Annotated in this window: 24 protein-coding genes, 1 tRNA gene, 1 pseudogene and 1 riboswitch; of the genes and pseudogenes, 20 read left to right on the top strand and 6 right to left on the bottom strand. The window is 71.6% G+C overall.

Annotated features, from left to right (window positions below):
- Positions 1-92 precede the first annotated feature (92 nt).
- Both PUR53_RS24685 and PUR53_RS24680 read left to right on the top strand, forming a co-directional pair.
- Positions 93-725 carry a helix-turn-helix domain-containing protein gene (locus PUR53_RS24685; protein ID WP_329909672.1) on the top strand — a complete coding sequence of 211 codons (633 nt, stop codon included), beginning with the start codon at positions 93-95 and terminating at the stop codon, positions 723-725.
- Positions 722-844, top strand: coding sequence for a DUF6126 family protein (locus PUR53_RS24680; RefSeq protein ID WP_319109354.1), 123 nt, complete (start codon positions 722-724; stop codon positions 842-844). The genes PUR53_RS24685 and PUR53_RS24680 overlap by 4 nt, the downstream gene beginning before the upstream one ends.
- Before the next feature lie 27 nt (positions 845-871).
- Here PUR53_RS24680 and PUR53_RS24675 read toward each other — a convergent pair whose 3' ends face one another.
- Positions 872-1669 (bottom strand): tyrosine-protein phosphatase, encoded by a 798-nt coding sequence (locus PUR53_RS24675; protein ID WP_329902301.1) that lies wholly within the window; start codon positions 1667-1669, stop codon positions 872-874.
- Between the two features lie 256 nt (positions 1670-1925).
- Here PUR53_RS24675 and PUR53_RS24670 point away from each other — a divergent pair, with 256 nt between their 5' ends.
- The 5 genes and pseudogenes from PUR53_RS24670 to PUR53_RS24650 all read left to right on the top strand — a co-directional run bounded on the left by PUR53_RS24670 (position 1926) and on the right by PUR53_RS24650 (position 9354).
- Positions 1926-3998 (top strand): alpha-galactosidase, encoded by a 2073-nt coding sequence (locus PUR53_RS24670; RefSeq protein ID WP_329909671.1) that lies wholly within the window; start codon positions 1926-1928, stop codon positions 3996-3998.
- Between the two features lie 302 nt (positions 3999-4300).
- Positions 4301-4459, top strand: a riboswitch (cyclic di-AMP (ydaO/yuaA leader).
- Positions 4460-4463: 4 nt separating this feature from the next.
- The gene (locus tag PUR53_RS24665) at positions 4464-5480 is read left to right on the top strand and encodes a M23 family metallopeptidase (RefSeq protein ID WP_329909670.1); all 1017 of its coding nucleotides are present in this window, start codon (positions 4464-4466) and stop codon (positions 5478-5480) included.
- Between the two features lie 232 nt (positions 5481-5712).
- Positions 5713-7584: a rhamnogalacturonan lyase family protein gene (locus tag PUR53_RS24660; protein ID WP_329909669.1), complete on the top strand. Its 1872-nt coding sequence runs from the start codon at positions 5713-5715 to the stop codon at positions 7582-7584.
- 47 nt (positions 7585-7631) lie between these two features.
- Positions 7632-8424 (top strand): annotated as a pseudogene (locus tag PUR53_RS24655) (DUF6250 domain-containing protein).
- A 144-nt stretch (positions 8425-8568) separates the two neighbouring features.
- A complete protein-coding gene (locus tag PUR53_RS24650; RefSeq protein ID WP_329902296.1) occupies positions 8569-9354 on the top strand; it encodes an SGNH/GDSL hydrolase family protein in 786 nt (261 codons plus the stop codon).
- A 117-nt stretch (positions 9355-9471) separates the two neighbouring features.
- On the opposite strand, the gene PUR53_RS24645 is transcribed toward PUR53_RS24650, so the two are convergent.
- Complete coding sequence (locus PUR53_RS24645) at positions 9472-10092, bottom strand: TetR/AcrR family transcriptional regulator (RefSeq protein ID WP_329902295.1); 621 nt, start codon at positions 10090-10092, stop codon at positions 9472-9474.
- Positions 10093-10160: 68 nt separating this feature from the next.
- A complete protein-coding gene (locus tag PUR53_RS24640) occupies positions 10161-11342 on the bottom strand; it encodes a Glu/Leu/Phe/Val dehydrogenase dimerization domain-containing protein (RefSeq protein WP_329909668.1) in 1182 nt (393 codons plus the stop codon).
- Between the two features lie 132 nt (positions 11343-11474).
- Here PUR53_RS24640 and PUR53_RS24635 point away from each other — a divergent pair, with 132 nt between their 5' ends.
- From PUR53_RS24635 to PUR53_RS24590, 10 genes are all read left to right on the top strand, one after another.
- Positions 11475-12653 (top strand): MBL fold metallo-hydrolase, encoded by a 1179-nt coding sequence (locus PUR53_RS24635; protein ID WP_329909667.1) that lies wholly within the window; start codon positions 11475-11477, stop codon positions 12651-12653.
- Positions 12654-13040: 387 nt separating this feature from the next.
- Positions 13041-15338 carry a sensor histidine kinase gene (locus tag PUR53_RS24630; protein WP_329909666.1) on the top strand — a complete coding sequence of 766 codons (2298 nt, stop codon included), beginning with the start codon at positions 13041-13043 and terminating at the stop codon, positions 15336-15338.
- Positions 15339-15418: 80 nt separating this feature from the next.
- Positions 15419-15850, top strand: coding sequence for a roadblock/LC7 domain-containing protein (locus PUR53_RS24625; RefSeq protein ID WP_329902291.1), 432 nt, complete (start codon positions 15419-15421; stop codon positions 15848-15850).
- 2 nt (positions 15851-15852) lie between these two features.
- Positions 15853-16224 (top strand): DUF742 domain-containing protein, encoded by a 372-nt coding sequence (locus tag PUR53_RS24620; RefSeq protein WP_239760658.1) that lies wholly within the window; start codon positions 15853-15855, stop codon positions 16222-16224.
- Complete coding sequence (locus tag PUR53_RS24615; RefSeq protein ID WP_329909665.1) at positions 16202-16801, top strand: GTP-binding protein; 600 nt, start codon at positions 16202-16204, stop codon at positions 16799-16801. The genes PUR53_RS24620 and PUR53_RS24615 overlap by 23 nt, the downstream gene beginning before the upstream one ends.
- Positions 16798-17355 carry a GAF domain-containing protein gene (locus PUR53_RS24610; RefSeq protein WP_329902289.1) on the top strand — a complete coding sequence of 186 codons (558 nt, stop codon included), beginning with the start codon at positions 16798-16800 and terminating at the stop codon, positions 17353-17355. Before PUR53_RS24615 ends, PUR53_RS24610 begins: the two co-directional genes overlap by 4 nt.
- A 268-nt stretch (positions 17356-17623) precedes the next feature.
- Positions 17624-18652 carry an L-threonine 3-dehydrogenase gene (gene tdh / locus PUR53_RS24605; protein ID WP_329902288.1) on the top strand — a complete coding sequence of 343 codons (1029 nt, stop codon included), beginning with the start codon at positions 17624-17626 and terminating at the stop codon, positions 18650-18652.
- Between the two features lie 27 nt (positions 18653-18679).
- On the top strand, positions 18680-19879 hold the full coding sequence (locus tag PUR53_RS24600) for a glycine C-acetyltransferase (RefSeq protein WP_329909664.1): 1200 nt from the start codon (positions 18680-18682) through the stop codon (positions 19877-19879).
- Positions 19880-19950: 71 nt separating this feature from the next.
- Complete coding sequence (locus tag PUR53_RS24595; protein ID WP_329909663.1) at positions 19951-20850, top strand: LysR family transcriptional regulator; 900 nt, start codon at positions 19951-19953, stop codon at positions 20848-20850.
- A gap of 193 nt (positions 20851-21043) precedes the next feature.
- Positions 21044-21403 carry an MmcQ/YjbR family DNA-binding protein gene (locus PUR53_RS24590; protein WP_239758955.1) on the top strand — a complete coding sequence of 120 codons (360 nt, stop codon included), beginning with the start codon at positions 21044-21046 and terminating at the stop codon, positions 21401-21403.
- A gap of 20 nt (positions 21404-21423) precedes the next feature.
- Here the strand turns inward: PUR53_RS24590 and PUR53_RS24585 are convergent, their stop codons facing one another.
- Together PUR53_RS24585 and PUR53_RS24580 are read right to left on the bottom strand one after the other, a co-directional pair.
- On the bottom strand, positions 21424-22329 hold the full coding sequence (locus PUR53_RS24585) for a transketolase family protein (RefSeq protein ID WP_329909662.1): 906 nt from the start codon (positions 22327-22329) through the stop codon (positions 21424-21426).
- A gap of 48 nt (positions 22330-22377) precedes the next feature.
- Positions 22378-23070 (bottom strand): transketolase, encoded by a 693-nt coding sequence (locus PUR53_RS24580; protein ID WP_329909661.1) that lies wholly within the window; start codon positions 23068-23070, stop codon positions 22378-22380.
- A 195-nt stretch (positions 23071-23265) separates the two neighbouring features.
- Between PUR53_RS24580 and PUR53_RS24575 the strand changes: the two genes are divergently transcribed.
- Both PUR53_RS24575 and PUR53_RS24570 read left to right on the top strand, forming a co-directional pair.
- A tRNA-Pro gene (locus tag PUR53_RS24575) sits at positions 23266-23339 on the top strand.
- A gap of 221 nt (positions 23340-23560) precedes the next feature.
- On the top strand, positions 23561-24217 hold the full coding sequence (locus tag PUR53_RS24570) for a hypothetical protein (RefSeq protein WP_329909660.1): 657 nt from the start codon (positions 23561-23563) through the stop codon (positions 24215-24217).
- A 74-nt stretch (positions 24218-24291) separates the two neighbouring features.
- Here PUR53_RS24570 and PUR53_RS24565 read toward each other — a convergent pair whose 3' ends face one another.
- Positions 24292-25407 carry an endonuclease/exonuclease/phosphatase family protein gene (locus PUR53_RS24565; RefSeq protein WP_329909659.1) on the bottom strand — a complete coding sequence of 372 codons (1116 nt, stop codon included), beginning with the start codon at positions 25405-25407 and terminating at the stop codon, positions 24292-24294.
- Positions 25408-25544: 137 nt separating this feature from the next.
- Between PUR53_RS24565 and PUR53_RS24560 the strand changes: the two genes are divergently transcribed.
- The gene (locus tag PUR53_RS24560; protein ID WP_329902281.1) at positions 25545-26240 is read left to right on the top strand and encodes a response regulator transcription factor; all 696 of its coding nucleotides are present in this window, start codon (positions 25545-25547) and stop codon (positions 26238-26240) included.
- Positions 26241-26243 lie beyond the last annotated feature (3 nt).

Here is a 26243-nt window from a genome sequence, read left to right as displayed (position 1 = left end):
GGGCCGGGGGCTGAGGGTGCGGCTCTCGATCGGCTTTTGCCTCTGAGGCAAGAAATTTGCCGCAGAGGCAAAGCTCCGGCTGAATGGAGGGCATGAGCCCCTCCGAGGGTACGCACCCTCCCGAGCCCCCGGTCGACACGGAACTGCCCGCCGTCGCCCCGCAGCTGCGGGGCCTGCGCCGCAGGGCCGCCCTCACCCTGGAGGTGGCCGCCCGCGCCGCCGGACTGTCGCCCGCCCATCTCTCCCGGCTGGAGACCGGACAGCGCCAGCCCTCGCTGCCGATGCTGCTCGCGCTGGCCCGCGTCTACGGTACGACCGTCTCCGAACTGCTGGGCGAGACCGTCGCCGAACGGGACGCCGTGCTGCGAGCGCCCGACATGGAGCCCACCCGGGCCGGTGGCTGGACGTACTGGCAGGCGGGTGCGTCCGGGCGCGGGATGCAAGCGCTGCGCGTCCATGTGCCGCACGGCTCGCAGGGCGACATGGTGCGGGTGCATCCCGGCGAGGAGTGGCTCTACGTCCTCAAGGGGCGGCTGCGGCTGCGCCTCGGGGACACCGCGCATCTGCTGGCACCCGGGGTCAGCGCGCACTTCGACTCGCTGACCCCGCACCGCATCGCCGCCGCCGACCCCGACGGCGCCGACCTCCTGTTCGTCCACACCCTTCTGCAGAGCCCGACGGCCACGCTGTGCCTCGGGCCGACCAGCCCCGGAGAGACTCCATGACCGACCTGGAAGACAAGTTCCCCCGCGCCCTGTGGGTGCGGCTCATCATCTACATCGCGGTCGGCCACGTCTTCGCGGCCTTCATCTATCTGCTGTTCGAGGTGGGCGCCAACCAGTGACCACGGGGCCGGGACGGGCCGCCCTGCCTAGTCCAGCAGGCGCTCGCGCAGGTGCTCCCGGGTTTCAGGGGTGATCTTCAGGCCCTGCTCCAGGTAGGTGTCCACATCCCCCCAGGTCTGCTCGATGGTGTCGAAGGCCGCCTGCAGGTACTCGGCGCGGGCGTCGAAGAGCGGGCTCAGCAGCTCCATGACCTCCGGGGAGTAGGCGTTCGCCGCGCGGCTGCTGCGGTGCACCTTGTAGCGGCGGTGCTTGGCGTTCGACTCCAGGTAGTCGGCGACGATGGCCTCGCGCTCCACACCCAGGGTGAGCAGGGTGATGGCGACGGAGAGGCCCGCACGGTCCTTGCCCGCCGCGCAGTGCATCAGCGCGGGCACACTGTCCTCGGCCAGGGCGTGCAGCACCCGGGAGTGCTCGGCCGTGCGGTCCTTGATGATCCGGCGGTAGGAGGCGATCATCCGGCCGGCCCCCTTGCCGTCGTCCAGCAGCGCGCGCAGCTGGTCCAGGTCGCCGTCGCGGACCAGCTTCCAGAACTCGGCGCCGTCCGCCGGGTCGCTCAGCGGCAGGTTCACATTGAGGACGCCGGGCAGCTCGACGTCCGGGCCCTCCAGCTTGTGGTCGGCCGCGTTACGGAAGTCGAAGATCGTGTGCAGGCCCAGGGAGGCGAGGAACGCGGCGTCCTCGTCGGTCGCGTGCGCCAGGTGACCGCTGCGGAACAGCACCCCGTGACGCACCCGGCGGCCGTCCACGGTCGGCAGACCCCCCACATCGCGGAAATTACGCACCCCGGTCAGCTCGGGCTCGGTCGACGGGATCTGCTGCGTCACTGGGGCTCCCTCCCATCCGCCCGTCCGCGCCGAGCGCCGACGGGCACGCACTCGACATCGAGGCGCGCCCTCGACGATACGACATGCGTGCGTACGCCAATGAGTTGTCCACCGCCGGGTACGGGAGCCCGGAACGGTTGTCCACAGGCCGCTCGGCGGACGCGGCGGAGGTTGTCCACAGGCGCCGTCGAGCGCCTGCGGCGACCTGCGATGATGTTGAAGCCCGATCGCACCTGTTCGAATCTGTGGGGGCTTGATGTTGGAAATCGGCGCAGACGGCCGGACCTGGCTTCTCACCGGGCCCAGGAGCAGCTATGCCCTGCGGCTCACCGAGAACGACGAGCTGCTGCACCTGCACTGGGGTCCCCGGATCGCCCTCGCGGACGCCGAGGAACTGGCGGCACGGCAGCAGCTGCCGTACTGGCCGTTCGAGGCTCCGGTCGACGGACACGAGGAGTACCCCGTCGAGGGCGGACCCCGCTTCACCCGTCCGGCCCTGGCCGTGCGCACGGACGAGCGGCGGGGCACCGAGTGGACCTTCCAGGCGTACGAGGCCGACGGCGACGAGCTGCGGCTGCGGTTCACCGACGACGGACTCGGGATCACCCTGCACTACCGGATGCGCGACGACGTGGTCGAGCGCTGGGTGACCCTCGCCAACGAGGGGCCGACGGTGGAGCTGCTGCGGGCCGACTCGGCGACCTGGACGCTGCCGCGCGCGGAGGAGACCTGGCGCCTCTCCCAGCTGCACGGGCGGTGGGCGGCGGAGTCCCGGCTCGTGCGCGCCGACCTCACCTACGGCGAGAAGGTCATCGGCAGCCGCCGCGGCCACACCGGGCACCAGCACCTGCCCTGGGTCGCCCTCGACACCGACGCCACCGAGGAGCGCGGCGAGGTCTACGGCTGTGCCCTCGGCTGGTCGGGTTCCTGGCGGATCGCGGTGGCCCAACTCCCGGACGCGCGTGTGCAGATCACCGGCGGCGCCGGATACGACGAGTCCGGACTGCTGCGGCTGGAGACGGGCGGGACCTTCACCACACCCGTCTTCGCCGGCCTGTGGAGCGACGGCGGCTTCGGCGGGGCGAGTCGCGCCTGGCACGCCTACCAGCGGACGTATGTCATCCCGGACGCGGACCAGGACCGGCCGGTGCTCTTCAACTCCTGGGAGGCAACCGAGTTCGACATCTCCGAGGAACAGCAGGAGGCCCTCGCGCGCCGGGCGGCCGCCATCGGGGTCGAGCTGTTCGTGGTGGACGACGGCTGGTTCGGGGCGCGCACCAGCGACCGGGCCGGCCTCGGCGACTGGACGCCCAATCCGGACCGCTTCCCGAAGGGGCTGCGGCCGCTCGCCGAGCGTGTGCACTCGCTCGGGATGCAGTTCGGCATCTGGGTCGAGCCGGAAATGGTCAATCCGGACAGTGAGCTGTACCGGGCGCACCCTGAATGGGCCCAGTTCCAACCGGGTCGAAAGCGGACGGAACTGCGCAATCAGCTCGTGCTCAATCTCGCGCGTGAGGACGTCCAGGAATACCTCTGGGAGCGGCTCGACACGCTCCTGTCCAGCGCGCCGATCGACTATGTGAAGTGGGACTTCAACCGCTGCTTCACGGACGCGGGCTGGCCCGGTGAGCCCTATCCGCAGAAGCTGTGGGTCGAGCACGTGCACGCCTTCTACGCCCTGCTGGACCGGCTCAGGGCCGCGCACCCGGGGGTCGCGTTCGAGTCGTGCTCGGGCGGCGGCGGCCGGATCGACCTCGGGGTCATGGCGCGGACGGACCAGGTGTGGACCTCCGACAACACCGACCCGCTCGACCGGCTCGCCATCCAGCACGGCTTCAGCCAGATCCACCCGGCGCGGGCCATGGCCGCCTGGGTCACCGACAGCCCGAACAACCAGCTCAACGGGCGGGTCAGCTCGCTGCGGTTCCGGTTCGTCAGCGCCATGGCGGGTGTGCTCGGCGTGGGCGGCGACCTCACCGAGTGGAGCGAGGAGGAGCTGGCCGAGGCCCGGGAGTGGGTGGAGCTGTACAAGGAGATCCGGCCGGTCGTGCAGCGCGGCGACCTGTACCGGCTGCGGCCGCCGACGGGCGGGCTGAGCGCCGTGCAGTACGTCCACGGTGACGAGGTCGTCGTCCTCGCCTGGCTCCAGGCCCAGCACTACGGCGAGCCGCTCGCCCCGCTGCGACTGCGCGGGCTGGACCCGACGGGGACCTACGAGTGCCGCGAAACGGGCGAAATGCACCGGGGTGCCGTGCTGGCGCATCACGGATTGCCGACCGGGCTGCGCGGCGACTTCGATGCGACGATTATCCGACTCCGCCGCACTTGAGCCTTCTGTCCGAAATAGAGCTGTAAATCCAACAAGACCTGGAATAAAGCCTACTGGGCCGTAGGCGCGTGAGCAGCGTCATATTCGTGACATTCCGTTGCCGTCATGTCCACGTAATTCGTGCGGATTTCCAGGGAGGTTGGAATGCGCCCTAGACCGGTCTATTACGGAGCGTGATGGTGAATTGATGTAAGGATCAGTGCGGAAGACGCACAGGAAGTCCCAATGGTTGTCTCTGTGGGCACAAGTCGCTTACGTTCGGCGTCAATCCGGACGGACGCCCAATCCTGCCGCCGACCGGAGCCGCGTACCGACCCGATCCACGGCAGGAGCGGGGGACCCACAGGAATCACCGCCTGTTCCGGTCTCCGGAACGGCTAGGGGTAAAGCCGTGCGCAAACACGGCCGGACATCTCCAGTCCGCACCCGACAGCTCACCTCGCAGGCGCCGGAGAGGAATTCGTCATGCCCGCGAAGGGTAAGCACCGCCGTCCGAAGCCCCAGCGCTTCACCCGCTCGATCGCCGCCGCCGGCACCGGTGGCGCGGCGCTCGCGCTGCCGCTGATCGGAGCCGCCGGCGCCCACGCCGCGACCCCGAGCGCCACCGTCTCCGGTGTCTCCGAGAAGCCGACGACGATCGCCGCCGAGAAGGCCGCGGCCGAGGTCGGCGCGCGGATCGAGCAGGCCGAGAAGGCCGCGCAGGCGGAGAAGACCGCCACCAAGAAGGCGGCGACCAAGACCTACTCGGTGAAGGTCGGCGACTACCTCGCGAAGATCGCGGACGAACAGGACGTCGAGGGCGGCTGGAAGCAGCTGTACTCGGACAACCGGGAGGCGATCGGCTCCGACCCCTCGCTCATCCACCCGGGGCTGAAGCTGTCGATAGGTGAGCGGGCCGCGTCGAGCGAGACGTCGCGCTCCTCGTCCAAGCCGCAGCTGTCGCAGTCCTCGAAGCCCGCCGAGTCGGCCGCGCCGTCCCAGCCGTCGAAGCCCTCCGGTTCCGCGAAGCAGGAGTCGAAGGACACCAAGGTGTCGACCTCCACGGCGAGCGGCCAGTCCTCGTCGTCCAACGCCTCCGGCTTCAGCCGGCCCATCCTGAGCGGGACCGTCGGTACCGCGTACAAGACCGCCGGCAGCATGTGGTCCAGCGGCTACCACACGGGCGTCGACTTCGTGGCCCCGACCGGGACCAGCCTCAAGGCCGTGGGCGCGGGCACCGTCGTCTCCGCCGGCTGGGGCGGCGCGTACGGCAACCAGGTCGTCATCAAGCTCGCCGACGGCTACTACGCCCAGTACGCCCACCTGTCCTCGATCTCCGTCTCCGCGGGTCAGTCCGTGAGCGGCGGCCAGCAGATCGGCCTCTCGGGCGCGACCGGCAACGTCACCGGACCGCACCTCCACTTCGAGATCCGCACCAGCCCCAACTACGGCGCGGACATCGACCCGCTGGCCTACCTCCGCTCGAAGGGCGTCGGCGTCTGACGACACCCTTCGAGCCCCGGCGGCTGACGGCACCGCCCCCCGGCGGCTGACGTCACCTGCACCCGGCGCCCGAATGCCGAAGGCCGGTCCCTGTGATCAGGGGCCGGCCTTCGGCGTTTCATGATCACCGTGTTGCGGTCGTGTGGCATGGCCGATCGAAACCTCGACAGTGCCGCGAGGGGAGGGGACAGTGATCCGCGTAAGCGCTTTCTGTCTCTGTGAAGGAGTGTCGGTGCGTACTGCCCGACGTCGAAGAACCGTCTTCCTGACCGCCGCCGCCCTGTTCGCCGGTCTCTTCTCCGCACCCGGCGGCCATGCCGCGGAGAGACCACGCCGAGTCGTGGAGAACCTGGACCGGGGTCTGGTCGCCATACCGTCCGACGGCGGGACCTTCCTCAGCTGGCGGCTGCTCGGCACGGAGTACGCGCGCCACGGCGACGCGATCGGCTTCAACGTCTACAAGGGCGGCAGGCGGCTGAACCGGGCGCCGATCACCCGCTCGACGACCTACCGGGACACCAGCCCCGGCACGGGCGCGTACAGCGTGCGGGCCGTCGTCGACGGGCGGGAGGGAAAGCCGAGTTCGGGGCTGGTACTCGGTCAGGGGCACGCCGAGATCCCGCTCGCCGCGGCGGAGGGCTACACCGTGCAGCACGCCTGGCCCGGCGACCTCGACGGGGACGGGCGGTACGAGCTGGTGGTGAGCCGGCTCTCGCAGACCAGGGACCGGCCCGACCTGCTGGAGGCGTACACGCTGACCGGCGAGCGGCTGTGGCGCGTCGACCTCGGACCCGGCTCGTACACCCAGGTCGGCGGGAACGGCGCCAACGACCCGGCGCCCGCCGCGATCAGCGGATCCACGCCGATCGGCGGCTACCGCAACGACGACAACGTGACCGTGTTCGACCTGGACGGCGACGGCCGCGCCGAGGTGCTGACGCACACGGCCGCCGGCACGACCTTCGCGGACGGCGCGCAGGTCACCGCCGACTCGCCCGCCCGGCAGTTCGTCTCCGTCGTCGACGGCGCGACCGGCACCGAGCGCGACCGGCAGCCCGTGCCCGACGACTTCGCCGCCGACGGCCCGTCCGGCGGTCACTTCGGCATCGCCTACCTCGACGGGGTCCACCCGAGCCTCGTCACCAAGCTCGTCACCCGCGTCGGCGCCCGGCGCGGCGCCTTCCGCGTCCTCTTCCAGACCTGGGACTTCGACGGCACGGATCTGACCCGCCGCTGGAAGTACGTGGTGCCCGCCGACAGCGGCGCGACCAGCTTCCACCAGATCCGCACCGTCGACGTCGACCGCGACGGCAAGGACGAGATCGCCGACGGCAACTACGTGCTGAACGGCGACGGCACCCTCCGGTACGTCGTCGACGGTGCCGGCCACGGTGACCGCTTCCACATCGCCGACCTCGACCCCGGCCGCCCCGGACTGGAGGGATTCGCCATCCAGCAGGCGGAGCTCGGCGTCGTCCCGAACTTCCCCTGGTACTACTACGACGCCGACACCGGCGAGCGCCTGGTGACCGGGCAACACCCGGCCGACTGGGAGAACGACACCGACATCGACGTCGGCCGGGGCAGCACCGGCGACATCGACCCGGGCCATCGCGGCTACGAGTACTGGACGTCCACCGCCGACGTCACGGCTCCCGGGGCCGGCGTCCGCAACGTCCGGGACGGCAAGATCGCCACGACCACGCCCAGCGTCAACTTCCGTATCTGGTGGGACGGCGACAAGGGCTCGGAGCTGCTGGACTTCACCCACGTCTCCGACTGGGACCCGGCGACCGAGACCAGTACGAGGATCTTCGATCCGGCCGGCGTCGTCTCCGGAGCGCGCAACGCGACCCCCTTCTACGGCGACATCCTCGGCGACTGGCGCGAGGAGATCCTCGCCGAGACCGCCGACCACACCGCCCTCCGCCTCCACACCACCACCGAGCCGACCGGAACCCGTCTCTACACGCTCGCCCACAACCCCGCGTACCGGCTGGGATGGACCGTCCGGGGCTACCTCCAGTCGACGTACACGGACTACTACCTCGGCACCGAGACCCGCCGGGTGCCGAGGCCCGCGATCGCGGTCCGGTCCCGTTGAACCTCCCCGAACGCCACCCATCGAGAGAAGGACAGAAGGAGCGTCGTATGACCACCCGTAGAGCTTTCGGAGCGCTCGCCGCCGGTGCCGCCCTCGCGGCCGTCGCCCCGGCCGGGAGCGCGTCCGCCGCCACGTCCCGACGCCGCGGCCGGCTGATCGCCGCCGACGGCTTCCGCCGCGGACTCCGGCAGTGGGCCGTGGAGTTGGAGCGGGGCGGCACGGTCACGGCCTCGCGCGGTGTGCTGGAGGTCGACGTACCGGCCGGGGCCACCCTCTGGTTCAGGCGTCGGCTGGAAGGGCCGTACGTCGTCGAGTACACGGCCACGCCGGTCTCCGCGGGCGGGGTCAACGACCGGGTGTCCGACCTGAACAACTTCTGGAACGCCGTCGACGTGCGCTCGCCCGACGACCTCTTCGCCACCCCGCGCGGGGGCGCGCTCGCCGAGTACGACCACCTGAATCTGGAACGCCGTCGACGTGCGCTCGCCCGACGACCTCTTCGCCACCCCGCGCGGGGGCGCGCTCGCCGAGTACGACCACCTGAAGACGTACTACGTCGGATACGGGGCCAACACCAATACGACGACGCGGCTGCGGCGCTACGTGGGGGAGGCGGGGGTGCGGCCGCTGATCTACGACTACACCGAGCCGTTGCTCGTCGCGAACGAGCCGCATCGTGTGCGCGTCGTCTCGGACGGGTCGAAGGTCCAGTGGTGGAACAACGGGCGGCTCGTGTTCGACTACCGCGACCCCGAGCCGTACACGGGTGGGCATTTCGCCTTCCGGACCACCTGGAGCCACTTCCGGATCGAGGACTTCCGTGTGTGGGGTCTCCACTGAACCGACCTGGTGTATTCCGGGTTGACCAACACTTGACACGTGGTCTATCTCACCGCCCGTCAAGCCCTTATTACGGTCGCGTAGGTCACAGGCGAAGGTGAATCATGTGCCGATGTGGCAGACGATTCGAATGGCAGCAGAGCAATGATCGGGTCGTACGTGGCGCTGGGGGACAGCTTCACCGAGGGCGTCGGCGACCCCGGGCCCGACGGGCGGTTCGTCGGCTGGGCCGACCGGTTCGCGGTACTTCTCGCGGACCGGTTGCCCGAGGGCGACTTCGAGTACACCAACCTGGCCGTGCGGGGGAAGCTCCTCGACCAGATCGTGGAGGACCAGGTACCGAGGGCGCTGGAGCTCGCCCCCGATCTGATCTCCTTCTGCGCGGGCGGCAACGACATCATCCGGCCGGGCACCGATCCCGACGAGGTCGCGGAGCGGTTCGAGCGGGCGGTGGTCCGGCTCACCTCGGCCGTCGGCACGGTCATGGTGACCACCGGGTTCGACACCCGTGACGTGCCGGTGCTGAAGCACCTGCGGGGCAAGATCGCCACATACAACCTGCATGTGCGGGCCATCGCCGACCGGTACGGCTGTCCCGTACTGGACCTGTGGTCGCTGAAGACGGTGCAGGACCGGCGTGCCTGGGACCTGGACCGGCTCCATCTGTCCCCGGAGGGGCACACGCGGGTCGCGCTGCGGGCCGGGCAGGTGCTGGGGGTCGACGTTCCGGCCGATCCCGACCAGCCGTGGCCGCCGTTGCCGCCGCGCGGGACGCTGGAGATGCGGCGGGACAACATCCAGTGGGCGCGGGAGTACCTGGTGCCGTGGATCGGGCGGCGGCTGCGGGGGGAGTCCTCCGGGGACCATGTGTCGGCGAAGGGGCAACTGTCGCCGGACGACATCAGGCTGCGTATCGAGACCGTGGCCTGAGGGCGGAGAAAGGGCGCCTTCTCGCCGTGGGAACGCCGCTCCGTGGGCGGCGTTCCGTATGTCGTGGTTGCTCGCGCGGTTCCCCGCGCGCCTTTCGGGCGCGGGGAACCGCTGTTTTCAGCGAGTTGCCGTCGTCAATGAGGCGGGGTCCAGGCCCAGTTCATGGGCCAGAGCCCGGTCGGCCCACTCCTGGGCGCGGGTACGGGAGACGGCTCCGTCGTAGGCCGTGAGCTGCACGGCCAGGCCGTCCAGGAGGGCGGTGAGGCGCAGGGCCGTCGCCGTGGGGTCCGCGCAGTGGAACTCCCCGGCGGCCACGCCGGCTTCGATGACCTCGGTGAGGGCGGCCTTCCACTGCCGGTCCAGATCGCGGGTGACCTCACGCAGGGCGGGGTCGCGGAGGGACACGGCCCAGCCCTCGATCCACAGGCGCCAGCCCTTGGCCTGGCCGGTGGGGGCGTACCAGCGGACGGCCGACCGGAGACGGCGCAGGGCCGTGGTGCGGCGGCCCAGGAGCTTGCGGAGATGGGCCAGGTCGTCCTCGGCGGCATGGCGGAAGGCCTCGGCCACCAGCCGCTCCTTGGTGGAGAAGTGGTAGAGCACCAAGGCGTTGCTCACACCGAGGACGGCGGCCACGTCGGCGATCCGTACCGCCGCGACGCCCCGCTCCTCGATCTGCTCGATGGCGGCCCGGAGCAGCTCCGCCCGCCGCTCGGCCACGCTCAACCGCACCCTGCCCACCCGGCAACCCTACCCAGGCCCCCGCAGGGCGCCGCAGGCTTCGAGCCACCCGGCGGCGGGCCGGCCCGTCAGCGGTGCCAGCCGAAGCGGTCCGTGATCGTCGGGAGGCGGTCGGCGGCGATGGCGTGCGCGGCGGCGCGGGGCGTGGTGCCGTCGGTCGCGGCCCGGGTGAGCATCAGGTCGACGAGGGCGCGCATGGAGCGGCGGGTGTGGGTGAACGCCTCGTCGGCGGTGGGGCCGATGTCACCGAACAGGGTCCACCACCACCAGGCGTTCGTGCCGGAGTTGACGACGACGTCCGGCAGGACGGTCACGCCCCGCGAGGTGAGCATTTCCTCGGCCTCCGGGAGCACCGGCATGTTGGCCGCCTCGACGATCAGCCGGGCGGTGACGAGGCGGTGGTTGGTGGTGTCGATCGCGTAGGAGACGGCCGCGGGGACGAGTACGTCCGCCTCGGTGGCCAGCCAGGCGTCGGCAGGACTCTCGTGGTCGGTGGGCCGCAGCGCGGCGCGGTCGATCGTGCCGTGCGCGTCGCGCGCGGCGAGCAGGGCCTCGACGTCCAGCCCCGCCGGGTTGGTGACGGTGCCCTTGATGTCGGCGACGGCGACGACCGTGAGGCCGGCGCGGGCGAGGAAGCGGGCGGTGGCGCCGCCCATGGTGCCCAGACCCTGCACGGCGACCCGGGTCCCGGCGTACGGCGTACCGGCCCGGTCCAGGGCGGTGAGCACGGACTCGGCGACACCGCAGCCGCCGACCAGTTCGTCGAGGCCGATGCCGTCCACCTCGACGGCGAAGGCGTCCGCGAGGCGTCGGCGGGCCGATCCCTCGTCGTCCAGGAGGGGGTAGACCGCCTGGATCGTCGACACCAGGCCCGCCTCGGCGGCCGCGCGGTCCACCAGGTCCTGGGCGAGACCGAGGTCCTCGCCGGTGGTCCAGAAGCTCTCGATGTACGGGCGCATCGCACGCAGGTAGCGCACCAGGACGCCGTAAGCCTCCGGGGCCCGGGGGTCGCAGTCGATGCCGCCCTTGGCGCCGCCGAGCGGGACGTACCGCCCCTCGGGGGCGTAGTGCAGGGCCTCCTTCATGGTCATGCCGCGCGCGAGCCCGGCGACCTCGTCCAGCGTGCAGCCGGGACGCATCCGCAGGCCGCCGCTGCAGACGCCGCGCACCAGCCGGTCCACGACGAGAAAGCCCCGGCGGCCCGTGAGGTGGTCGGTCCAGGTGAGCGACATGAAAGGGGCGAAGGTCATAGGGCTCCCTGGGAACAAAAGGATCTACTGAATAGTTGGTCAGTATTGCATCGCGCGGGGGGCAGTCGGACCCGGCGTTGTCGGAGGGGCGGACCATAATGGGATGCCTGAGCGAATCCACCTGGAGGTGCCGTGTCCGGTTCCGGATCCCGTTCTCTGAGCTCGGCGCTGCGCGCAGCGCGGCCCGCCGCCTTCGGCGCGGATCCGAGCGGTGCCCGATTGGAGCGGATCCGCAGATCCCCGCATTTCGCGAACGGGGTCTTCGTGAACCCCGAGGGCGCCCAGGTCCGCCCCTCCGGGGGCGCCGCCGTGGAGATGGCGAAGAGCTACTTCCGCAAGGACGAGCGGGTCCGGCGGGCCCCGGCGGGCCTGATCCCCGTGCACTCCACGACCCTCGCCGACCTGGCCCGGCCCCCGGCGAGCGGGCTGCGGACCACCTGGATGGGACATTCCAGTGTGCTCGCCGAGATCGACGGCCACCGGGTGCTCTTCGACCCGGTCTGGGGCGAGCGCTGCTCCCCGTTCGCCTTCGCCGGGCCCAAGCGGCTGCATCCCGTGCCGCTGCCGCTGGCCGCGCTCGGTCCGGTCGACGTCGTCGTCATCTCGCACGACCACTACGACCACCTCGACATGCCCTCGATCAAGGAGCTGGCGAGCACGGACACGCTCTTCGCGGTGCCCCTCGGCGTCGGCGCCCATCTGGAGCACTGGGGTGTCTCCGCGGACCGGATCCGCGAGCTGGACTGGCACGAGGCCACCAAGGTCGGCGGCCTCACCCTGACCGCGACCCCCGCCCGGCACTTCTGCGGCCGGGGCCTGCGCAACACCCAGCACACGCTCTGGGCCTCCTGGGTCGTCGCCGGTGACGAGCACCGGATCTACCACAGCGGCGACACGGGGTACTTCAAGGGGTTCAAGGACATCGGCGCCGCGCACGGCCCGTTCGACCTCACCATGATCCAGGTGGGTGCCTATTCGGAGTTCTGGCCCGACATCCACATGACGCCCGACGAGGGGCTGCAGACCCACCTCGACCTCCAGGGCGGCGAGCCCGGCGGGGTGATGATGCCGATCCACTGGGCGACGTTCAACCTGGCGATGCACGCCTGGGCGGAGCCGGGCGAGCGCATGATGTGGGCCACTCACGGTGCGGGGGTCACGATGGCCGCGCCGCGGCCGGGGGAGCCGTTCGAGCCGAAGAACACCCCGCCGGTGGATCCGTGGTGGCGCGCGGTCTCGCAGCAGCCGGTCGGCGGCTGGGCCGCCTGGCCCCCGGTGGGGGAGCGGCTGGACCTGGTGGCGGAAGGCTGAGAATCCGGTCGGGAATTCTCCCGACAGGGTGATTTTTCGATGGACGTCGAGGGCCGGGGAGCGCAGTGCTCCCCGGCCCTCGACGTCTTTTTCCGACCCGTTCTGCGCAACTCTGATCGAAATTCGGGCGCAAAAGGAATCCGTTAAGAACAAGCGTCCGAAGAATTATCGGACTGTCGCACGAAGCCTCATACCAGAGCGGGAAGCATTACGGCAGTCTTTGTCAACTGCGCACCGCACATGACGCGTTGGCGACTACTGTGAGTTGCCGTCGGGCGACGCTGTGCCGAATTCTTCGACTCTCGCGACCGACACGCGATGGCGCACGCCCAAGTCGCCCAGACGCGGCACCCCCCACACCCCAGACGGACCAGTACGAGGACGCTGATGTCTCACCTTCGCGCACCGGCCGCCCGCGCAGACCGCCGTGAGGGCGGGCGGCACGGGCGATCGGCCGCCCGCGCCGCCGTCCCCTCGCTGCCCGAGATCCACATACGGCCACAGCTGGTGCGCCTCGCGGTCCTGCCCCCCACCGCGGTCGCCCTCAGCGCCTGCGCGGCCGTCCTCTTCACCTTCCGCGCCGGCGGCGCCCGGCCCAGCCTCACCCTGTGGGCCGTCCTCGCCGGAGCCGCCGCCGTGGCCCTCGCCGGCATCGCGATCGGTGCCGTGGCCGCCGGGCGCACCGCCAAGTCCGTGCGCGAACGGCTGGGCAGCCTGCGTCAGGCCAGCAGCAAGAGCGAGGACGACCTGCGCTCCCTGGTCGACGCGCTCCGGCGCGGAGACCAGCCGCCCGCGCGCGGGCCCCGTGTCAGAACCACCGCCGGCGCAGACGACTTCGAGCCGCTCGCCGCCGACCTCGCCCGCGCCCACGACAGCGCCGTCACCGCCGTCGTCCAGGCCTCCCAGCTCTCCAGCCACGCCGGCAGCGAACAGAAGCTCGAAGTCTTCGTCAACCTGGCCCGCCGACTCCAGTCCCTCGTCCAGCGCGAGATCTCGATCCTCGACGACCTGGAGAACGAGATCGAGGACCCGGACCTGCTCAAGGGCCTCTTCCACGTCGACCACCTCGCCACCCGCATCCGCCGCCACGCCGAGAACCTCGCCGTGCTCGGCGGCGCCGTCTCCCGCCGCCAGTGGAGCAACCCCGTCTCCATGACCGAGGTGCTGCGCTCCGCGATCGCCGAGGTCGAGCAGTACTCCCGGGTCAAGCTGGTGCCCCCGGTCGACGGCACCCTGCGCGGACACGCCGTCGCCGACGTCATCCACCTCCTCGCCGAACTCGTCGAGAACGCCACGGTGTTCTCCGCCCCGCACACCCAGGTCCTGCTCCGCGCCAACCTCGTCACCTCCGGGCTCGCCGTCGAGGTCGAGGACCGCGGCCTCGGCATGCCCGTCACCGAGCAGAACAAGATGAACGCCCTGCTCGCCGACCCCGACCAGGTCAACGTCGCCAGCCTCCTCCAGGACGGCCGCATCGGCCTCTTCGTCGTCTCTCAACTGGCCCGCCGCCACGGCATCCAGGTCCGTCTCCAGAGCAACATCTACGGCGGGGTCCAGGCCGCGTTCGTCGTCCCCCAGGGCCTCCTCGGCGGCGAGCCCGGCGACCTGCCGCAGACCCACGCCGTCCCCGAGCAGCACACCGGCGCACGCCGGGCCGCCGGGCCGCACCACACGCCGACCGCCACGCCCCCGAGGGCGTCCGCGCCCGGTTCCACCGACCGCCCGACCACCGGCGGATCCGCCCGCGCCGCGCACCCGGACGACCGGCCCGGCCGTCCGGCCCCCGCGCAGCCCACGCGCCCCGAGCCCGGCCACCGCGGCACCCCGAACTCCCCGCGCGCCACCGTGCCCCGGCAGCAGGGTCCCGGCCGGGGCAGCGGCCAGCAGGGCTCGGGCAGGGGCGGCACCGGCCCGAGTCCCCTGCCGGTGCGCGGCGCCCGGGAGGAGCGGCCCAACCCGGCCGAGGCCGTGCCCGGCATCCGCCCCGACGACCGGCGGACCGTCGCGGACAACGCCGGGACACCCCCGACCCCCCGGGTCGGCGGCGCCGTCCGCGGCACCATGGGCAAGCCGCAGCTGCCCCGCCGCCGCGCCCAGCAGCACATCGTGCCCCAGCTCCGCGGCGGCCCCGCGCCCACGCCCCGCCAGGACCCCGACCACTACGTCGGGCACGACCCCGGGCTGATGGCCGCCTTCCAGCGCGGCATCGGACTCGCCGAGGCACGCCAGATGGAGAGCTCCGACTGGGACACCTCCACCCTGGACACGGCCCCGACGGACCTCACACCCCGCGCGGACCTCGCGTCCCCGGCGGACTTCACGTCCCGCGCGGAGCTCAGGTCCACGGCTGACTTCGGGTCCCGCGCGGACCGCCCGTCCTCCGCGGATCTCGCTTCCCCGGCCGACTTCGCGCCCCCCGCCCCCGACGCCGCGTCCCGCATCGACACGGGACAGCCGCGCACGGGCCCGCACACGGGCTACCCGCGCCCGGCACCCCACAGCGGCGCCGACGGCGCCGACGCACTCCACATGGAGCTGGCCCACATGGACGCACCCCACAAGGACGCCGCACAACCCCTGGGCGGACACCCCAGGGGCGGCGCCCCCATAGCCGTACCCCCGTCGGCCCTCGACGCGGCCCACGACCTCACGCCCCGGCAGGACGGGAGCACACCGGCCGGATGACCACGCCCCTCCCCACCCCCACCAAGGCCCCCACCCCCTGCGCTCCCGCAGACCAACGCACCCCAAGGAGTCGATCCACCATGGCGAGCGAAGCGCCGACCGGCCATGTATCCGACCTCGACTGGCTGATGAGCGGCCTCGTCCAGCGCGTACCGCACACCACGAGCGCGGTGCTGCTCTCCTGCGACGGGCTGGTGAAGTCGGTACACGGCCTCGACCCGGACAGCGCCGACCACATGGCCGCCCTGGCCTCCGGCCTGTACTCCCTGGGACGCAGCGCGGGCGTCCGCTTCGGCGACGGCGGCGACGTCCGCCAGGTCGTCGTCGAACTCGCCTCGACCCTGCTGTTCGTCTCCACCGCCGGCTCCGGCACCTGCCTCGCCGTGCTCGCCGGGCGCGAGGCCGACGCCGCCGTCCTCGGCTACGAGATGGCGATGCTGGTCAAGAGCGTCCGCCCGTACCTGGTCACCCAGCCCCGGCAAGCCGTCGAACCCTCCGCGATGAGGCCTTGACCGTGCCCGCGGCCGGCGACGGACCCCTGTACGACGACGCCGCCGGGCGCCTGGTGCGCCCCTACACCGTCATCAACGGCCGGACCCGGCCGACCACCGCGCTCGATCTCCTCTCACAGGTGATGGCCACCGGGGCGACCCCCCTCGGCTATCTGGGCCCCGAGCACGCGACCGCACTCGACCTGTGCCGGGCACCCGTCTCGGTCGCCGAGATCGCCGCACACCTCAAGTTGCCGGCAACGGTCACCAAGGTGCTGCTGTCCGACCTCGTCGACTGCGGAGCCCTCACCACCAAGCCCCCGGTTTTCCACCACAACCCGACAGACCGGTCTCTTCTGGAGGCAGTGCTCGATGGACTACGACGACAGCTCTGACCCCTTCCCCACCGCACTCAAGATCCTGGTGGCGGGAGGGTTCGGGGTCGGCAAGACGACCTTCGTCGGCGCGGTGAGCGAGATCGCGCCGCTGAGCACGGAGGAACTGCTCACCACCGTGAGCGCCGCCACCGACAATCTCGACGGCATCGAGAACAAGGTCGAGACGACCGTCGCGATGGACTTCGGCCGTATCACCCTCGACCCGCGCCATCTGCTCTACCTGTTCGGCACCCCCGGACAGCAGCGGTTCTGGTTCATGTGGGACGAACTCTCCGAAGGCGCCCTCGGCGCGGTCATCCTCGCCGACACGCGCCGCCTGGAGGACTGTTTCGCCGCCGTCGACTTCTTCGAGCAGCGCGGCCTCGGCTTCATCGTCGCCATCAACGAGTTCGACGGCTCCTACCGCTACGACGCCGATGAGGTGCGTGCGGCCCTCGACCTCGACCCGGACATCCCCGTCGTCTGCTGCGACGCCCGTATCTCCAGCTCGGGCGTGCAGACCCTGCTCACCCTCGTACGGCACCTCCTTGCCCACACCCCGGCCCAGCTGCCGAGCCACGGAGCCCACACGTGACGTACGACCCGCCGCGTCCGGTCGGCCGGCTGCTGCTCACCCCCGAGGACCGGGACGCCCCCGAACGCGTGGCGCGGCTGCGGTCGCTGGGGCTCGGCGAGTACGCCGAACCCGCCTTCGACGCCTTCGCGGACCGGCTCGCGGAGGTCGCCGCGGTGCCGTACGCGACGGTCAACTTCATCGACGAGGAACGGCAGTTCTTCGCCGGACTGCATGTGTCGGCACAGCCCACGGCCGACACCACGCTGCTCGGCGTCGATCGCCGCCTCGCCCGTGACCACGGGTTCTGCCCGTACGTGGTGGTCCGCCGCAAAGGGCTCGTCCTCGAAGACGTGCGCGAGTACCCGAAGTTCGCCGGCAACCCCGTCGTCGACGACCACGGCATCCGTTCCTACCTCGGCGCGCCCCTCCTCGACCGCACGGGCATCGCCCTCGGCACGGTCTGCGTCATGGACGTACAGCCGCGTCCCTGGGGCAGGGCGGGCCTGGAGACCATCAAGTCGATGGCCGCGGAACTCGCCGCCCGCATCGGAGGACGGGAGGCGTTCCCGTGACGCCCGAGGGAGGGCACTTCATGGCGGATCGCCGAGGGGAGGCCACCCGTCGGAGATCCGGATCGTGCTTCCTGGCGCCGGGCGCGGTGCGTTTGTGGGCGCGGGTGTGGGTGCGGGTGTGAAGGAAAGCTGCGGCGGAGGTTAAGAAAACCTCGATGGACCCGGGGCGCCGAGGTGCGGCAGATTGATCGGCGATCCCACCCCTCTCCCCGGTACGGGTCCGTTCGTCATGTCCTGAGCCGGGGGCGCACCCCACAGGAGCCGTAGCGTGAAGGCGCTGGTCAAGGAGAAGGCGGAGCCCGGGCTGTGGCTCGTCGACGTCCCGGAGCCCGAGATCGGCCCCGGCGACGTACTGATCAAGGTCCTGCGGACCGGGATCTGCGGTACCGACCTGCACATCCGGGCCTGGGACGGCTGGGCCCGGCAGACCATCCGCACCCCGCTCGTGGCCGGCCACGAGTTCGTCGGCGAGGTCGTGGAGACCGGCCGTGCCGTCACCGACATCGCGGTCGGCGACCGGGTCAGCGGCGAGGGCCACCTCGTGTGCGGCAAGTGCCGCAACTGCCTCGCCGGCCGCCGCCACCTGTGCCGGGCCACCGTCGGCCTCGGCGTCGGCCGCGACGGTGCCTTCGCCGAGTACGTGGCCCTGCCCGCGACCAACGTCTGGGTGCACCGGGTCCCCGTCGACCTCGACGTGGCCGCGATCTTCGACCCGTTCGGCAACGCCGTCCACACCGCGCTGTCCTTCCCGCTGGTCGGCGAGGACGTCCTGATCACCGGGGCCGGCCCCATCGGTCTGATGGCCGCCGCCGTCGCCCGGCACGCCGGCGCCCGGCACGTCGTGGTCACCGACGTCAGCGAGGACCGGCTGGAACTCGCCCGCAAGATCGGCGTCAGTCTCGCGCTCGACGTGCGGGAGTCGACCATCGCCGACGGGCAGCGGACTCTCGGCCTGCGCGAGGGCTTCGACATAGGCCTGGAGATGTCCGGCAACCCCGCCGCGATGCGCGACATGATCGCCAACATGACCCACGGCGGCCGGATCGCCATGCTCGGCCTGCCGTCCGAGGAATTCGCCGTCGACTGGTCCCGCGTCGTCACGTCCATGATCACCATCAAGGGGATCTACGGCCGCGAGATGTTCGAGACCTGGTACGCGATGACGGTGCTCCTGGAGGGCGGCCTCGACCTCGCCCCCGTCATCACCGGCCGCTACGGCTACCGCGACCACGAGGCGGCGTTCGCGGACGCGGCGAGCGGCAACGGCGGCAAGGTCATCCTCGACTGGGCCGCGTAACCCACCTGCCTCTCCTAGGAGTTCCCGATGTTCGACTCCGTGCGCGACGATCTGCGCACCACCCTCGACGAGATCCGTGCCGCCGGGCTGCACAAGCCGGAGCGGGTCATCGGCAGTCCGCAGTCGGCGACCGTCGCGGTCACCGCCGGCGGCCGGCCCGGTGAGGTCCTCAACTTCTGCGCCAACAACTACCTCGGCCTCGCCGACCACCCCGAGGTGATCGCCGCCGCCCACGAGGCCCTCGACCGCTGGGGCTACGGCATGGCCTCCGTCCGCTTCATCTGCGGTACGCAGGAGGTGCACAAGCAACTGGAGGCGCGGCTGTCGGCGTTCCTCGGCCAGGAGGACACGATCCTCTACTCCTCGTGCTTCGACGCCAACGGCGGTGTCTTCGAGACCCTGCTCGGTCCCGAGGACGCGGTGATCTCCGACGCCCTCAACCACGCCTCGATCATCGACGGCATCCGGCTCTCCAAGGCCCGCCGCTTCCGCTACGCCAACCGCGATCTCGCCGACCTGGAACGGCAGTTGAAGGAGGCCGCCGAGGGCGGCGCCCGCCGCAAGCTGATCGTCACCGACGGCGTCTTCTCCATGGACGGCTATGTGGCGCCCCTCCGCGAGATCTGCGACCTCGCCGACCGCCACGACGCCATGGTCATGGTCGACGACTCCCACGCCGTCGGCTTCACTGGCCCCGGCGGCCGCGGCACCCCCGAGCTGCACGGCGTCATGGACCGCGTCGACATCATCACCGGCACCCTCGGCAAGGCACTCGGCGGTGCCTCCGGCGGCTACGTCGCCGCCCGCGCCGAGATCGTCGCCCTGCTGCGCCAGCGCTCCCGCCCGTACCTCTTCTCCAACACCCTCGCCCCGGTGATCGCGGCGGCCTCCCTGAAGGTGCTCGACCTGCTGGAGTCGGCCGACGATCTGCGCGTCCGCCTCGCCGAGAACACGGCGCTGTTCCGCCGCCGCATGACCGAGGAGGGCTTCGACCTCCTCCCCGGCGACCACCCCATCGCCCCGGTCATGATCGGCGACGCGGCGAAGGCGGGCCGCCTGGCCGAGCTGCTCCTGGAACGCGGCGTCTATGTGATCGGCTTCTCCTACCCGGTCGTCCCGCAGGGCCGGGCCCGCATCCGCGTCCAGCTCTCCGCCGCGCACTCGACGGCGGACGTGCACCGGGCGGTGGACGCGTTCGTGGCGGCACGGGCCGAGCTGGAGGCCTGAGCCGGAGCCCGGGGCGGTCGTCCGGGCGGACCGGTTCAGGGGGAAAGCGGGCATTTGAGAGAATCGATCCCATGATCGAAGCGCGGCGGCTCCACATCCTTCGTGCGGTGGCCGACCACCGCACGGTGACGGCGGCTGCCGCCGCGCTGTACCTCACCCCCTCCGCCGTGTCCCAGCAGCTCACCGCCCTGGAACAGGAGACGGGCCACCGTCTGGTCGAGCGGGGCGCGAAGGGCGTACGGCTGACCCCGGCCGGCGAGATCCTGCTCGGCCACACCCACGCGGTCCTCGCCCAGCTGGAACAGGCGGCGGCGGAACTGGCCGCGTACAGCTCGGGCGAGGCCGGCACCGTCACGGTCGCCTCCTTCGCCACCGGGATCGCCCAGGTCGTGGCACCCGCGCTGGCCCGCCTCGCCGTGTCCGCGCCCGGCATCCGCCTCCGCGTCCAGGACGCCGAGGGCGACGCGAGCCTGCCGATGGTGCTGGACCGGCAGGTCGACATCGCCGTGGCCGTCGAATACCGGGGCGCGCCGGCCGCCGACGACCCCCGGCTCACCCATGTCGCGCTGTACGCCGAGCCGTTCGACGCGGTCGTGCCCGTCAGCCACCGCCTCGCCGACGCGGCCGAGGTACCGCTCGCCGAACTGGCCAAGGACCCCTGGATCGGCCCCTATCCCGGCAACCCCTGTCATGACGTCGTCGTCCTGGCCTGCGAGAACGCCGGCTTCCAACCACGCCTCGAACACTCCTCCGACGACTTCCGCGCCGTGGTCGCCCTCGCCGCCGCCGACGCGGGCGTCGCCCTGGTACCCCGCTCGGCGCTGCGCGGCACGGACCTCACGGGCGTCGTCGTACGCCCCGTCGACGGAGTGGCCCCCACGCGCCGCGTCTTCGCCGCCGTACGCCGTGGCGCGGAGGGGCATCCGCTGATCCGACAGGTGCTGGAGGCGCTGGGGGAGGCGGCGGGGTGAGAAGTACGCGTCCGGCTGAGGTGACCGACTGAGGTGACCGACTGAGATGGTCGGCTGAGATGGCCGGCTGAGGCGCGGGGCGTGCCCCGGCGCCGGTTCCGCCGACTCCGGCGCCGAGGTTGTCGGTACCGGTGTCGGTACCGGTGTCACCTCTCGGCGGTGGTTGTCAGTGGTCAGCGCTACCGTGCGTTGCATGCCCGACGCAGAAGACGTACGACGTGTGGCCCTGTCCCTGCCTGACAGTACGGAGAAGGTCGCCTGGAGCATGCCCACCTTCCGGGTGGCGGGGAAGATGTTCGCGACGCTGCCGGAGGACGAGACGTCCATGGCCGTGCGCTGCCCCAAGGTGGAGCGCGACGAACTGGTCCTCGCCGAGCCCGGCAAGTTCTGGATCGCCGACCACGAGGCGGGGTTCGCCTGGGTGCGGGTGCGGCTGTCCGCCCTGGAGGACGAGGCCGAGCTGCGCGACGTCCTCGCCGACTCGTGGCGCCAGGCGGCACCGACCAAACTCCTCGACGCCTACCCCGAGTTGGGGCTCCCGGCCGCCGACTGAGACGCCCCCCGGGTGTACCGCTACCGCAGGAACCCCGTGATCCGTTCCCGCAGCGAGGCCGCGTCCAACCCGTGCGCGGCCACGTGCTCCTCCAACTGTCCGTAGCGCCGCAGCTCGCGCCGCCCCACGCCCAGCCCGAGCACCCGGTGCGGCACATCGGAGAGTGCGTCGTTGGCGGCAGCCGTCGACGTGCCCGCCAGGTAGGGCTCGACGAGGACCACGTCCGTGCCGGCCGAGCCGGTGGCCCGGCGCAACGCGGCCGAGTCGAACGGGCGCACGGTCGATGCGTACAGCACGGTCGCATCGAGCCCCTCCGTGGCCGAGAGGACGGCGTCGAGCAGGGGCCCGACGGCGACGACGACCCCGCGGCGCCCCTCCCGCACGGTGAGGAACCGCTCTCCGTCCACCGGGAGTGCCTGCTCGTTGGAGTGCGCGGACAGCCGTACGTACACCTTGTCGTCCTTGCCCTCGCCCGCGCCGACCGCGTGCCGGAGCAGCGTCTCGGCCTCGTCGGGATGCCCCGGCACGTGCACCGTCCACCCGTCGAGCGTGTCCAGGACGGCCACGTCGCCGGGTGCCATGTGGGTGAAGCCGCCCGCGGGCCAGTCGTAGGACGCGGCGGCGCTGACCAGCACCGCGCCCACGTCCTGATGCCCCAGATCCAGCTTCACCTGCTCGAAGGGCCGTTCGACGAGGAAGCTCGCGAAGGTGTGCAGCACGGGCCGCATCCCGGCCAGCGCCAGGCCCGCACCCGCGCCGATCAGCAGTTGCTCCCGGATGCCGATGTTGATCACCCGGTCCGGATGGCGGCGCGTAGCTTCCACGAAGCCGTCCCGGCCGATCTCGGCGAGGACCACCGCGATCCGGGGATCCTCGTCGAGCATGCCGGTGACGACGGGCGCGAAACGGTCACGCATGGTGTCCATGAAGTCCTCGTCCTTTCAGGGTGGTTGCGTGGTTTCCGGGGGCGGGGTTCAGGCGTTCTTCGGCTCGACCCGGGCCACCACGACCCGGGGCCGTCCCGGGTGCGGCGCGGTGAAGGCGGCGTGCAGCGCGTCGTGGTCGCGTCCGTCCACGGTCTCGGCGGACCAGCCCGCCACCTCGAACCGCGCGGCGATCCCGCCCGGCCGTGCGTGGCTGGCGGAGGAGTTGTCGATCACGACGGTGTGCAGCCGGTCGAGCCCGGCGGGACCGGCGTACGCGATCGCCTCGTGGTTGCTGCCCTCGTCCAGCTCCGCGTCCCCGACCAGCACCCACACCGCCGGGTCGACCCGGCCCTGGGCCCGCAGCCCGAGCGCCGTCCCGACCGCGATCGGCAGGCCGTGCCCGAGCGAGCCGCTGCCGATCTCCGCGCCCGGCACCAGTACCCGGTCCGGGTGGTGGCCGAGCGGCGAGTCGTACGAGCCGAAGCCGGGCAGCCACTCGACCGGCAGGAAGCCCTTCGCCGCGAGGACCGCGTAGTACGCCATCGGCCCGTGGCCCTTCGACAGCAGGAATCGGTCCCGCTCGGGGTCCTCCAGCCGCTCCGGCTCCACCCGCAGCACCCGGTCGTAGAGCACCCACAGCACGTCCAGCGTCGAGGTGGCCGCCGGTCCGTGCTTCTCCGCGCCCGTCATCAGCTCCATCAGCTCGGGCAGGTCCGTGCACCCGTACGTCGTCGTCGTCATGCGGAAGAGCCTGCAACCTCGACCGAACTTCAGGTCAAGCGGTGACGTCGGAGGGCCCCCTCGGGCGCCCCTCCTCGACCCTCGCGTCCCCCTCCTCGGCCCTCGCGCCGAGAAACGCGTGCGCGACCACCGGCCCGAGTGCGGTATTGTTTCCGTGCACGTTCAGCCAGGGGAAACCCCAGGTCAGACGGGCATCGGGACGTGGCGCAGCTTGGTAGCGCACTTGACTGGGGGTCAAGGGGTCGCAGGTTCAAATCCTGTCGTCCCGACTGGAGACAGTCGCAGATCAGGGCCGGTTTCGGAGGCATCCGAAACCGGCCTTCGGTCATTCTTGGAGTGCGACGGGGTTTGGCGTGTTCATGGCGATGCGGCCAGGGTGTCGGCCCCTGATACTGCGGTCTGGGCCGGCCGGGGGTGCCGGCCGGTCGGTACACGACAGCGGCGCGGTGGGACCAGCCGTCGCGCCCACGAAGGTCGAGGAGACTGTCGTATGAGCGGATTACGCATGGCCGGACGTCTGAGATCACTGGCCGGTGCCCTTGCCGCCGGCGCGTTCATGGTCGCAGGCCTGTCCGGTACGGCGGCGTACGCGACGGAAGAGGCCCCGCGCGCCGCCGCCCCGCAGCTCGGCATCCAGTTCAACGCCGACGGCGACGCGGGCCAGTGCGGTGGGAGGACGGGCGAGCAGTGGACCGCCTCGCCGGACTGGACGCAGGCCATCCGCTTCGACACCGACAGCCGCGCCGGCGGCTGCCAGTTGGCGTTCGGCGTCTACGACCCGGACAGGACTCTGGCGGGCGCCTCCGTCAGCTACTCCCTGCGGCCCAGCAGCGGCGGTGACGCCGGCCAGTGCGGCAACTACCAGGGCACCTACGCGATGCCGATCCTGCCGATCCAGGTGTTCGGGCAGGCGGTCAGGCTCGACACCGACGGTCGGCCGGGCTGGTGCGACCTCACCTTCACCGTGACGGGCAACATCGTCCTCGACGTCCAGTTCTACCCCGACGGCGACGCGGGCCAGTGCCCGGACGCTCTGCCCGCCGGGCAGTACCGCTCGGGCTTCGTCGGCACCCCGGTCACGGTGAAGATCGACGCCGACGGCCGCGCCGGCGGCTGCCAGTTCCAACTGCGCCTGCGGCACTTCTAGGACCCGCGGACCCGGTTGCGGGCCGGGTCCGTACGGTCGCGTTCCTCGTTCACCAGCTGATCGTGGCGGCCACTTCACCAGCTGATCGTGGCCGCCACCGGCAGGTGGTCGCTGGCGGTGGGCGGGAGGAGCCAGGCGCTCCGGGGGTGTACGCCGCGCAGGAGGATCTGGTCGATCCGGGCCACCGGGAAGGTCGCAGGCCAGGTGAAGCCGAAGCCGTTCCCGGCCTCGGTGTGCGCCGAGTGCAGCCGTGAGGTGATCTTGTCGAAGGCGCGGTCGTCCGTCGTGCCGTTCAGGTCGCCGAGCAGCACCACCCGTTCGATCCGCTCGGCGGCGACGGCCTCGCCGAGCGCCCGCGCGTTCCTGTCCCGTGACTCCGTCCAGAAGCCCGCCCTGGGGTTCAGCCGTACGGATCCCAGGTGGGCGACGTACACGGCGAGCGGCCCCCGGTCCGTGGCCACCGTGGTGCGCAGCGCCCGGTTGTAGGCCAGCTTGACGTCGAAGGGTTTGGTGTCCGCCAGCGGCCCGACATCCTGCGCGATGTCGACCGGCCGGGTGTCCGACAGGGGCAGCTTGCTCCACAGACCGACCGTCCCCAGCACGGTGTGGTGCGGGTACGCCTTCGCCAGCTCCTTCTCGTACGTGCCCCTGGCCTCGTGGGTCAGCTCCTCCAGGGCCAGCACCTGCGCGCCGGAGGCGGCCAGGGCGCGGGCGGTGCCGACCGGGTCGGGGTTGTCGGCGCCGACGTTGTGGCTGACCACGGTGAGGTCGCCGCCCGGCCGGGACCTGTCGCCGAGCAGCCCGCCGAACAGGTTCAGCCACACCGTGACCGGCAGCAGCAGCGCGACCAGCGCCGAGGCCGAGCGGCGCCGGAGCGACGCGGCCAGCAGCACCGGGACGAACAGGCCGAACCACGGCAGGAGGGTCTCCACCAGGCTGCCGACGTTCCCGATCCGGTTCGGGATCTCCGCGTGCAGCAGCATGACCAGGCCCAGCAGCAGCGCGAGTGCCGTGAGGACCGGGCCGCGCTTCCAGTGCTCGGGCCGGGAGCCGAAGCGGGTCGCCCGGCGGAGGTTCGCCCGCCAGGCGGAGGGGGTGTCCGGGCGGCCGGCCTCACCTCGCCCGGTCTCCGCCGTGCCCACCCGCGCCGTCGCCCGTTCCCGCTCACCACCGGTCACTGTTCGAGTCATGCGGCCAGTCAAGGCGGCGCGGTGTTGCGGGCGCGTATGCGGTTCTCGATACGCCGGCGATACGCGGTTCTCGATACGCCGGCGATGTGCCGTTCTCGATACGCCGACGATATGCGCCTGGCCGTAGCCTCGGTTGCATGCGTGTCTTGGTGGTGGAGGACGAACCGTACCTGGCGGAGGCCATTCGCGACGGTCTGCGTCTGGAGGCGATCGCGGCCGACATCGCGGGCGACGGCCACACCGCTCTGGAACTGCTGAGCGTCCACACCTACGACATCGCCGTCCTCGACCGCGACGTCCCCGGACCGTCCGGCGACGAGATCGCCGAACGCGTCGTCGCCTCCGGCAGCGGCATGCCCATCCTCATGCTCACCGCGGCCGACCGGCTCGACGACAAGGTCTCCGGGTTCGCACTCGGCGCCGACGACTACCTCACGAAGCCGTTCGAACTCCGCGAACTCGCGCTCCGTCTGCGAGCACTCGACCGCAGGCGCGCCCACAGCAGGCCGCCCGTGCGGGAGATCGCGGGGCTGCGCCTGGACGCTTTCCGCAGAGAGGTCTACCGTGACGGCCGCCACATCGCGCTGACCAGGAAACAGTTCGCCGTCCTCGACGTCCTCGTCGCCGCCGAAGGCGGTGTGGTCAGCGCCGAGGAACTCCTGGAACGCGCCTGGGACGAGAACGCCGACCCGTTCACCAACGCCGTGCGCATCACCGTCTCGGCCCTGCGCAAGCGGCTCGGCGAACCCTGGATCATCGCCACCGTGCCCGGCGTCGGCTACCGCGTCGACACCCGACCGGAGGCCCGACGCGAGGGAGACGGGCGTGGATAGGGC

This window comes from Streptomyces sp. SP18BB07, assembly GCF_036322545.1.
Classification (GTDB): Bacteria; Actinomycetota; Actinomycetes; order Streptomycetales; family Streptomycetaceae; genus Streptomyces; species Streptomyces deccanensis.
The sequence above is the reverse complement of the archived record's forward strand: the minus strand, read 5'-3'. Positions and strand labels throughout refer to the sequence as shown.